Annotated in this window: 7 protein-coding genes; 3 read left to right on the top strand and 4 right to left on the bottom strand. The window is 63.2% G+C overall.

What is annotated here, in order from left to right; translation table 11 throughout:
* The 4 genes from EPD66_RS21510 to EPD66_RS21495 all read right to left on the bottom strand — a co-directional run.
* The coding region (locus EPD66_RS21510; protein ID WP_142850625.1) for an aminotransferase class I/II-fold pyridoxal phosphate-dependent enzyme at positions 1-920 on the bottom strand (920 nt) is incomplete at its 3' end.
* 104 nt (positions 921-1024) lie between these two features.
* Positions 1025-2137, bottom strand: a complete 1113-nt coding sequence (locus tag EPD66_RS21505) for an ABC transporter permease (protein ID WP_142850624.1) — start codon at positions 2135-2137, stop codon at positions 1025-1027.
* A 2-nt stretch (positions 2138-2139) separates the two neighbouring features.
* On the bottom strand, positions 2140-4923 hold the full coding sequence (rbbA, locus tag EPD66_RS21500; RefSeq protein WP_142850623.1) for a ribosome-associated ATPase/putative transporter RbbA: 2784 nt from the start codon (positions 4921-4923) through the stop codon (positions 2140-2142).
* Entirely contained in the window at positions 4920-5987 is a 1068-nt protein-coding gene (locus EPD66_RS21495) for an HlyD family secretion protein (protein WP_142850622.1), read from the bottom strand. Before EPD66_RS21495 ends, rbbA begins: the two co-directional genes overlap by 4 nt.
* Before the next feature lie 656 nt (positions 5988-6643).
* On the opposite strand from EPD66_RS21495, the gene EPD66_RS21490 reads away from it, so the two are divergent.
* Genes EPD66_RS21490 through EPD66_RS21480 form a run of 3 tightly spaced genes read left to right on the top strand, consistent with a single transcriptional unit; the run spans position 6644 to position 10238 of the window.
* Complete coding sequence (locus EPD66_RS21490; RefSeq protein ID WP_142850621.1) at positions 6644-7564, top strand: SH3 domain-containing protein; 921 nt, start codon at positions 6644-6646, stop codon at positions 7562-7564.
* Complete coding sequence (locus EPD66_RS21485) at positions 7564-9225, top strand: DUF4852 domain-containing protein (protein ID WP_142850620.1); 1662 nt, start codon at positions 7564-7566, stop codon at positions 9223-9225. The genes EPD66_RS21490 and EPD66_RS21485 overlap by 1 nt, the downstream gene beginning before the upstream one ends.
* 20 nt (positions 9226-9245) lie before the next feature.
* Positions 9246-10238 carry a hypothetical protein gene (locus tag EPD66_RS21480; protein WP_142850619.1) on the top strand — a complete coding sequence of 331 codons (993 nt, stop codon included), beginning with the start codon at positions 9246-9248 and terminating at the stop codon, positions 10236-10238.
* Positions 10239-10263: the final 25 nt, after the last annotated feature.

The raw sequence follows: 10263 nt of genomic DNA, 5'->3' as shown, positions 1-10263 counted from the left end.
TTGGCGCGATAAAGGCGGCGGTTCTCCTCGACATGGGCCTCGTCGCGCCACAGGGCGGTCGAGGCCGCCAGGATCGGCAGCGGAAGGGCCGCGCCGCCATAGGCGCGCAGGCGCGAGAAACGGGCGATGATCTCGGTATCCCCGGCGACGAAGCCCGAGCGCAGGCCGGGCGCGCTGGAGCGTTTGGACAGGCTGTGGAAGATCACCACCTTGTCCATGGAACCGCCCAGGGCCGCGCAGGCTTCCAGCGAGCCGGCGGGAATTTCGCTGTCGTAGATTTCCGAATAGCATTCATCCATGGCCAGGACGAAACCATGGATTCGCGCCAATTTTATGGCGTCCTCCAGCATTTCGCGGCTGGCCACCGCCCCTTGCGGATTGCCCGGCGTGCAGAGATAGGCCAGCGCCGTGCGCGACAGCACCTCCTGGGGCAGAGCGGCGAAATCGGGCAGGAAGCCCGTCTCCGGCCCGGCGGGCACCAGCACCGGCTCGGCCCCGGCCATGACGGCGGCACCGTAATAGACCTGGTAGAAGGGATTGGGCATCAGCACCACCGGCCGCTCGCCCGAGGTGGCGCAGACCACCTGGGCGATCATGTACAGCGCCTCGCGCGTGCCGGCCACCGGAACGACATGGCGGTCGGGCTGGACCATTCCTTCCGGCAGCGAGAAGCGCCGCGTCAGCCAGTCGGCGACGGCGCTCCGGAAATCCGGCGTCCCGGCCATGGGCGGGTACTTGCCCCAACCGGCGGCCTGTTCGGTCAGGATCGCGGGCACGAAGGCCGGCGGCGCGTGCTGGGGTTCGCCGATGGACATGACCATGGGCGCACCGGCGGCCGCATCGGGCTCGATGCCGGCCAGCAGGGCGGTCAGCCGCTGAAAGGGATAATCGGTCAGAAGGTCGAGGCGGTCGTTGAACATCACCAGCGTCGCATATCCAGGGGAAAAGCCGCCTTGGTTCTAGCAGCAAATGGAAGGCGCCGCAAAATAAGGGTGCATCGGGAAAGGCCGGGCAGGCCGGGCCCCTATTTCAGTGATTTGCGGAAGCGCCGCAGGGAGAAGAGGAACAGGGCGGTTCCAATGACCATCAGGGCCAGGAATTGCGGCCAGACGACCTCAAGCCCGGCACCGCGGAACAGGATGGACTGCGCCAGCATGACGAAATGCGTGTTCGGCGCGGCGAGCATGATGGTCTGGATGACCTCCGGCATGCTTTCACGCGGCGTCATCCCCCCGGACAGGACCTGAAGCGGCAACAGCACCAGCATCAGCAGCAAGCCGAATTGCGGCATCGACCCGGCGACGGTCGCCAGGAAAATGCCCAAGGAGGTCGTGGCGAACAGATGCAGGGCCGTCCCGAGCATGAACAGGGCCAGGGATCCCTCGATCGGGACGGACAGGATCCCCTGCACGACGAAGACCAGCGACGCGCCGGAGGCGATCAGCACGACGAGCGCCATCGACCAGATCTTGCTCACCATGATTTCCAGCGGCGTCACCGGCATGACGAGAAGATGCTCGATGGTGCCGTGCTCCCGCTCGCGGATCAGGGCGGCCCCGGTCAGGACGATGGAAAGCATGGTGATGGAGGAGATGACATTGGTGATGGCGCCGAACCATCCCTTGTTGAGGTTCGGATTGAAGCGGGACCGCAAGGTCAGGTCGACCGGCAGTTCGGGATGGGCGCGATGACGGTTGAGGAATTCCTCGATCTCGCTTGAAACGATCGCCTGGATATAGCCGCCACCGCTGAAAGCCTGCGACATGCGGGTCGCGTCGATGTTGAGCTGTACCGTGGGCGCTTTCCCGGCCAGAAGGTCGCGCTGGAAATTCGGCGGAATGTTCAGCGCGAAGGTTTCCAGCCCCGCATCCATCCGGCTGTCCATCTCCGGCTGGTCTATCAGCCGCGGCACGACGAAATAGGGCGGGTAGAAGGCGGTGATGATGCGGGAGGAAACCGGCGACCGATCCTCGTCCACGATGGCGATCGCGGCACGGTTGAGGGTGTCGGGCATGGCGTTTGCCGCCGTGTAGATGGCCAGGGTGAAGGAATAGACGATCAGGACCAGCAGCATGGGATCGCGGATGAGCCCGCGCAATTCCTTGACGCCCAATTGCAGGATGTTGCCGATACGCATGATCATCTCGCCTGTTTCTTGAGGAGGGCGACGCCGAGCCCCAGCAGCACGGGAACGGCCACGAGCAGCGGCAGGAAGGTGTCGGCCAGATCGCCGAATTCCAGCGCCTTCGAGAAGGTGCCGCGCGAGATCATCATGAAATAGGTGGTCGGATAGATCTGCCCGATGAAGGCGCCGATGCCTTCCAGCGAGGACACGGGATCGATCATCCCGGAATATTGCACGCCGGGAATGAGGGTGATCAGCGCGGTGCCGAAGATAGCGGCGATCTGGCTGTTGATGAAGCTCGAGATCACGAGGCCCATGCCGGTCGTGAAGATGACGTAGAGCAGGGCGGCCGTGGCGAAGGTCAGGTAGCTGCCCGTGAAGGGGACGCCGAAGACGAAGACCGAGAAGGCCGTCAGCATCAAAAAGTTCAGCATCGCCAGCCCGATATAGGGCAACTGCTTGCCGAGCAGGAATTCCAGGCGCGTTACGGGCGTCACGTAGAAATTGATGATCGACCCCAACTCCTTCTCGCGCACGACGCTGAGTACCGCGAGCATCGCCGGAATCATCAGAAGCAGCAGCGGGATGATCGCCGGGACGATGGCCACGAGGCTTTGCACATCCGGGTTGTAGCGATAGCGCACGGCGAGCTGGAAATTCCCCCGCGTGGCGGCATCGCCATAGAGTTCCCGGGCCTTCTGCATCAGCCAGGCCTGGTGCATGCCCTGCACATAGCCCCGGATCGTCTCCGCCCGTGTCGGCATGGCGCCATCGATCCAGGCGCCGACCTCGACCGCATGGCCCCGTGCCACATTGCGCGCGAAGCCGGGCGGGATTTCGAGCGCCAGGCTGATCTCGCCGTTCCGCATGCGCCGGTCGAGGTCGTCATAGTCGCTGAGCGGCGGCTTTTCCGTGAAATAGCGCGAGCCTGCGATCTGAAGGACGTAATCGCGGCTGACCGTCGTATCGTCCCGGTCGAGAACGGCGAAGGAGAGATCCTCGACATCCATGTTGACGCCGTAGCCGAGGACGAACATCAGCAGCACGGTCCCCAGGATCGCCAGCGCGGCGCGGATCGGGTCCCGTCTCAGTTCCAGCGTTTCGCGCCGCGTATAGGCAAACATGCGGCGGATGTCGAAGAAGCCGCCGCCCGCCTTTTGCGCGGCTGGGGGAGTGGCTCTTGCTTCGTCCTCGTCCTGGGCCGGAAGGCGGGCCGGGGCCTTGCCTTCATTGCCCATCGCCTCGTCCAGATAGGCGATGAAGGCTTCCTCCAGCGTCGCGGCATTCTTGTTCGCAATGATGGAGGCCGGGGTGTCGCTGGCGAGAACCCGCCCCGCATGCATCAGCGAGATGCGGTCGCAGAGCATCGCCTCGTTCATGAAATGCGTCGAGACGAAGATCGTCACATTCTCCTGGCGGGACAGGTCGGAGAGAATCTGCCAGAAGCCGTCTCGGGCGACGGGATCGACGCCGGAGGTCGGCTCGTCGAGGATCAGTATCTCGGGCGAATGAATCATCGCCACGGCCAGCGACAGGCGCTGGCGGATGCCGAGCGGCAGGGCGGAGGGAAATGCCTCCATGACCTCGTGAAGGTCGAAGCGCTCGGCCATGGCGTCGATCCGGCCGGGAATCCTGGCCGGTTCCAAGCCGAACAGGCGCGCATGCAGGTCGAGATTCTGCCGGACCGTCAATTCGCTATACAGCGAGAAGGACTGGGACATATAGCCGACACGCCGCCGCACGGCGATGTCATGGGGATCGACGGGCGCGCCGAACAGGCTGGCCTTGCCCTCGCTGGCGGGCAGAAGGCCGGTCAGCATCTTCATGGTGGTCGTTTTGCCGCAGCCGTTCGATCCCAGGAAGCCGAAGATCTCGCCGCGCGAGATTTCGAAGCTGACATCGTCCACCGCCGTGAAGTCCCCGAAGCGCATGGTGAGATGCTCGGCTTCGATGGCGGTTTCCCTTTTCTCTGCCTCGGGACGCGGCGGGATGACGACCTCCCTATGTCCCTGGCGCCTGTCCTCGGGCAGCAGGGCGATGAAGGCCGCATCCAGCGTCCCGGTCGCCGTCTGCGCCAAAAGCTCCGCAGGCGTGCCGGTGGCGAGAACCCGGCCCGCATCCATGGCGATCAGCCAGTCGAAACGCGCGGCTTCCTCCATATAGGCGGTCGCCACGATGACGCTCATGCCGGGGCGGTTGGCGCGGATATCCTCGATCAATTCCCAGAATTGCCGGCGCGACAGGGGATCGACGCCCGTCGTCGGCTCGTCGAGGATGAGCAGGTCCGGGTCATGGATCAGGGAACAGCACAGGCTGGTCTTCTGCTTCATGCCGCCCGAGAGCTTGCCCGCCGGGCGGTCCGCGAAGGGCGCCATGCCGGTCCGTTCCAGAAGCTCCCGGATGCGGCGCTCGCGTTCCTGCCTGTCATGCCCGAACAGGCGGGCGAAGAAATCGATATTCTCGAAGACGGAGAGGGTCGGATAGAGGTTCTTGCCCAATCCCTGGGGCATGTAGGCGATGCGGGGATAGGTGGACCTGCGATGGCGGGAATCGGCCATGTCGCCCGCAAGCACCTCGACATGCCCCTCCTGCACGGCGCGCGCGCCCGCGACCAGCGAAAGCAGGCTCGACTTCCCCACGCCGTCCGGGCCGATCAGGCCGATCATGCGGCCCGGGGGAAGGTCGAGGGTGATTCCCGCCAGGGCCCGCGTCCTGCCATAGGAGAGGCCGACTCCCTCAAGGCGGACGACCGGCGCCGCGGAAGGGCCGCCCCCGGCGGTCTCCGGCCCGCTTGTCATGACACCACGCCTTGCAGCTGGGCGGGCCACTCGACCTGCGGATCAAGCTTGATATAGGCCCGTCCTGGCAGGCCGGTCTTGACCTGCTGGATGTGCTTCCTGAGCAATTCGGGAGAGATTTGCGCCTTGACGCGGAACATCAGCTTCTGCCGCTCTTCTTCGGTCTCCACCGTCTTCGGCGTGAATTGGGCGACATCCGCGACGAAGCTGATCCTGGCAGGGATGACATAGTGCGGGACGGCATCGAGGACGATGCGGGCCTCGGTGCCGATGGCGATGCGTCCCGCCTGCGCCGTCGGCAGGAAGAAGGTCATGTGGACCTCGGTGAGGTCGACGAGGTTGAGGACCCGCCCGCCCGGCGAAAGCACCTCTCCTGGCTGGGCGATGCGGTATTGGACGCGCCCGGCCCGCGGCGATTTCAGCGTGCTGTCGTCGATGTCGGCGGTAATGCTCTCGATCGCGGCCAGGGCCGCATCGACAGCCGCCTCCGCATCGATCACCTGCGCCTTGGCCGCGCCGATCGCCGCTTCCGAGGCGGCAATCTGGGCCTTGGCCGAATTCACGGCCGCCCGCGCCCCCTGGGCGGCGGAAAGATCGTCGTCGAGCACCTGCTGCGAAACGGTGCTCGTCTTCGCCAACTGCTCGGACCGTGCCAGCTTCCGTTCGGCGGCATTCAGCTGCGCCTCGCGCTGCACGGCGACGGCCAGCGCGGCATTCCGTTCCGCCTCGCGCTGGATGACGAGGCTTTTCGCGGTATCGATGCCGATCCTCGCGCGCCGCAATTGCGCTTCCGCCTGGCGGCGCTGCGCCTCGAGCTGTTCGGTATCCATGCGGGCGAGCACCTGCCCCTCTTCCACGAAATCCCCTTCATTGACGAAGATGTCGCGGATGCGCCCGGCCGTTCGCGTCGCGATGTCGATCTCGACGGCCTCGATACGCCCGTTGCCGCTGACGATGCCGGGCGGCAAGCCCTGGCCGAAAGGGCTGGTCCAGGCGTAATAGCCGAGAGCGACCAGGAGAAAGGCGAGGAGCCCCAGCAACCAGTTCTTTCCGGTTTTCTTCATGTCATGCTCCTCCTTCTAGGTCCCGCCGGAGAATGTCCTGGCTGGTGCGGGCCGAAATCGACAAAACGGGTCCGGGGAACTGTCCTTCCGCAGGTCGGGGTTGCGAGGCCCGGAAGAACGGAAAGCCACTCCCCGTGATCGGGGGCAAAGAGGAACCGGCGAGAGGCCAAGGGGCTGGAGAGGGGTGGACCCCCGGTGGTTTCGCCCGCCCCATCTTGGGAAACGCGGCCGTGTCACCGTCCGCGCTGGTGGAAGGCCCTCCAGGGAAATCTCCAGTTTGTTTTTAGAATAGGACTTCCCGTGCTTCCTGTCCTTGACTTGGGTCATCCTCTGTCCGGGCGAGGGGCGCCAAAAAAAGAGAAGCGCCGTAGCGTCCCAGGGGTCTGCCTGCAAAGAGTAAGAAGGCTCCTCAGCGGATGACGCCGCCGTGCCGGGCAGGCGTGTGGTTCCTACATCTGCCGGTTTCCTTTTCATGGACCGAAAGTTTTCTTGCAAGAGCAAATGAAATTAGAGTTCTTATGATTTTATTATTAGTGTTCTTATTAAATTAATGTTGTTAAAACGGCGCAAATAGAAAAGATTTCCCTGGCTGGAGCTTTCTGGGTGTCTGTCCGACATGCCGGGAGTGTTGCCGAGACGACGTTTCCGAAGGGGGAATGATGAAAAGAGCAGTGACTGCCGGTGCCCTTTCCGTGGCTCTGCTGACGACGGGGTGCCAGACGACGAAGCAGGATATCGGGACACTTGTCGGTGCCGGTCTTGGGGCGGTGATCGGTGCGCAATTCGGCAAGGGAAGCGGCCAGATCATCGGTGTGGCTCTTGGTACGGCGCTGGGCGGCTATTTGGGCAACCAGATCGGCCGGATGCTCGACGAGGCCGACCAGCAGGCGGTCAGCCAAAGAGCGGGAATGGCCTTGGCCAGCGCCAGGGATGGCGAGACGATCAATTGGAGCAATCCCGAGACGGGGGCAAGCGCGACGCTCACGCCCCTGGAAACCAGGACGGAAAGCCGGGAAGTCCCCCTGCTGCGCCAGAAGAATGTCGCGGCTCCGCCGGCTCTCGATCTGATCGGGGAGACCTGGCACGCCACCAAAAGCGCCAATCTGCGTGCCGCTCCCGGGACCGACTCCGAAGTCGTCGGCGGGCTTCAGCCGGGCGAAAGGTTCCAGGCGATTGGCCGGGTTTCCGGCAGCGACTGGATCATGGTCGGGCGCAACAACCGCTCGATCGGCTATGTCCATGGCTCGCTGGCCGCCAAGGCGCCGCCGTCTTCGCCCGCCCCTGCCGTTCAGCCAGCCAGTGCCGAAACGTCCTCGGGGCAGGCCGCGCCGGAACAGCAGGCTGCGGTCAGTCAGCCGGTCACCGACCAGGAAGCGGCCCTGCGTCCTGCCATCGACCTCGATAAGCTGCAATCCGCTGGGGGTATCGATCTCGACGCGGAAGGCCTGATTGCCGAAACCGTGGCGGTGAATACCCAGTGCCGCACCATGGAAATGAATATCTCGCGCAATAACGAAAGTGCCAGCGACACGATCAATGCTTGCAAGAGCGGTGACGGCAGCTGGGAGATCTTGTGATGGGCACTCCCTCCCGAAACGCCGCGACATGGGGCTTGGCAGGGATCCTTGCCGCTTCAGTTTCCCTCCCGGTCCAGGCGAAGGAAACCCGCCTTGCTTTCTCGGAACGTCTTGGAATCGAGATCCTGGCGCAAGATGCCGGTTCGGGCTGGTGCCAGCCCGATTTGTCGCTGGTGATCAAGGCGAAGAGCGCGGACTTCTTCACGACACCCGATTTCCCCAATCTGATGCAGACGGTCGGGACTCGTATCCTGCCCAGTGAATGCCCCGTTGCCGAGCGGATCAGTCTCACGGGCATCGAGGAAGCGAGTGGAAAGACCCTCTATCGCGGGACGACCGGCAAGGCCGGGAATTGGGCGCTTGTCGCAGATAGCCCGCCACCTTCGGAGGCGTCCGTCGCCGAGGCTCCCTCTGCCGAAACGGTGCCGGTCGTTGAAGAAACTCCGTCGGCTCCTGTTCCCCCCGTTGCGGCGGCCGAGCCACCTGTCGATCTGCGCAAGCTATCGACGCCATTTACCCACGACGCACTGCTCATGCTTTATCTGAAGGCCGATTTGGCACGGCTGGAGGATGAAAAGCTGATGCGTTCCATCCTCGCCAACCGGGATTGCTCTGCTTTCCAGAAGGCTGCGCAGAATGAATTCGTCCTGCCTGATTATTTGAAGAAGAGCACGGAGACCATCAAAGCCAGTCTGGCTGAGGGCAATCCCTATCTACGGATGGTTCTGCGTTCGGAATTCGGGCGCTATGACAACGAGAAGAAGGGATTCGAATTCTCTCCGGTCAGCGGTCAAGGAAGCTCTGACCCAGAATGGAGCGCTTGCTACCGGGAATACGAAGAGGCTCCCTTTCCTTACCACTTCAATTGGAACTGGGCCGTCCCCGGGATGATCACGCATCTGCCGATGGCTCGGGAACAGGCCGAGCCTTTCCTCGGCGACCGGCAGAAACGTTCCAGCAATCAGCGCCAGGTCTTTACGGAAATCATCCTGACCCCGGTCTTTGCAGAAGACGAAATCCTGTCGGGCTCTTATGCCGGAGCCTCGGTTACGTTGATGCCGCGCGAGATTACCGTCTATGACGATGAGAAGCTGACCAAGCCCCTGTTCCGCTGGGATGGCGCGACTCTCGCCGAACTGGAGAGGGAAGCCAAGGCCCGTGCCCTGGCCGAGGCCGAAAAGCTGCGGCTGGAGCGGGAGAAGGCTGAAGCGGAAGAGAAGCGCATGGCTGCCCTGCGCCGCGTGGAAAGGGACATGAGCCGCCTGCGTTATGCGTCGCTTCAGAGCCGCGTTGCCTACATGATCGGCGCCGACAAGCTGAGCCTGTCGCGCGCCGTGGTGGGGCGCGCCATCATCACGGGCCAGCCGCAGCCCGTCGCCTTGCTGGTTCAGGCCGATGGCAATGGCCGGGGCGACGTCCCCACCCGCTGGCCGGCCAATCTGCGCCTGTCGGCCGAAGAAGGCCAGGAGGCTTTCGAGAAAGGACGCTGGTACGTCATTTCCGGCGACCTGACGGCGCAGGAGGGACGATCCCTGCCCGTAGGCAGCATCAAGGTGCGGAAGATGGTGGTCTGCGCCAAGGATGGCTGCGAGGAAGCCGAGGATGTGGAAGCCCTGGTCCAGCGTCGTATCGCCGAGATCGACGCCGAAGCCGGGCAATGAGCGGCCCAAGGAGAATGATCATGAACATCAAAGTGGTTGGGGCCGCCGTAATTGCCGGTGCTCTCCTGTTGGGGGGAGGGCTGGTCATTGCGAACAACATGGCCTCCAAGGAAGCCGAAAGACGGGTCGAGGATTTCATCTACGACAACAAGCTGCGCGATTTCGTGCGTTATGACGGCGTTTCGGCTTCCGTCCTATCGGGCAGCGCGACGCTGAACAATGTCACCCTGACCTCTGGCCCCTCTCTGGAAAAGCCTGTGCTCATCAAGAGGTTGACCCTCTCCGACTATAAAGAGGAGGAAGGCAATCTGGTCTCGGTGAAATTGGCGGCCGAGGGGATAGAGATTCCGGTGACGGCAATTGCCCGCAGCGGTGAGATGGATGCCGAACTCGACCTGCTGGTCGGCATGGGCTACGGGACGATGACCGGTTCGGCAATGCTGGGCTATAAGATCACGTCCCGCGACCGCAGGATCGACTTGCAGATGAAGGTCGACTTGGATGATGCGATGGCCGTCGATTGGGAATTGGGTTTGGCTGGCATCGATCATCGTCAGGTGGCGGATATGGTGCGCAATGCTCACTCGTTGCAGGATGGCAACATGATGACGCTGGTCGAAATAGCCAGCATGGTGACGCGGTTGGAACTCGCCTCAGTCAATATCGACATCCGGGACAAAGGAGCCAACAGCCGTTCCTTCGAGTTGTTGAGCGAAGGCGATTTCACCCGCAAGCCGGCGGCTGAAGTCGCAAAAACCGGACGAGAAAAACTGCTGGCTCAACTGACGGAAGAGCTTCATGCGGTCGGGTTCAATGAACGGGAGGCCGCAGCCCTTTCCCAGACTTTGGTCAATTCCTCTCGTGAAGGGGGGCGGCTGAGAGTGAAGAGTGATATTTCCCGCCCCTTGCCGGTCTTCGTCAGCAGCCCGAGATTCCCGGGCGTTGACATCGCAGCGGACTTCAAGGATCTGCGCCGCTTTTTTCAGGCGGCGAAGCTTCGCGTCGAGAACTGAACAAAAAAAAGGGGGCGCCGCAGCG

The sequence above is a fragment of the Telmatospirillum sp. J64-1 genome, from assembly GCF_006980715.1.
GTDB classification, from domain to species: domain Bacteria; phylum Pseudomonadota; class Alphaproteobacteria; order Rhodospirillales; family Magnetospirillaceae; genus Oleiliquidispirillum; species Oleiliquidispirillum nitrogeniifigens.
This window is presented reverse-complemented; position numbering and strand designations above follow the sequence as displayed.

Coding starts and splice junctions, on each gene's coding strand:
- EPD66_RS21490 (WP_142850621.1), top strand. CDS start 6,644: ATGATGAAAAGAGCAGTGACTGCCGGTGCCCTTTCCGTGGCTCTGCTG.
- rbbA (WP_142850623.1), bottom strand. CDS start 4,923: ATGACAAGCGGGCCGGAGACCGCCGGGGGCGGCCCTTCCGCGGCGCCG.
- EPD66_RS21485 (WP_142850620.1), top strand. CDS start 7,564: ATGGGCACTCCCTCCCGAAACGCCGCGACATGGGGCTTGGCAGGGATC.
- EPD66_RS21495 (WP_142850622.1), bottom strand. CDS start 5,987: ATGAAGAAAACCGGAAAGAACTGGTTGCTGGGGCTCCTCGCCTTTCTC.
- EPD66_RS21480 (WP_142850619.1), top strand. CDS start 9,246: ATGAACATCAAAGTGGTTGGGGCCGCCGTAATTGCCGGTGCTCTCCTG.
- EPD66_RS21505 (WP_142850624.1), bottom strand. CDS start 2,137: ATGCGTATCGGCAACATCCTGCAATTGGGCGTCAAGGAATTGCGCGGG.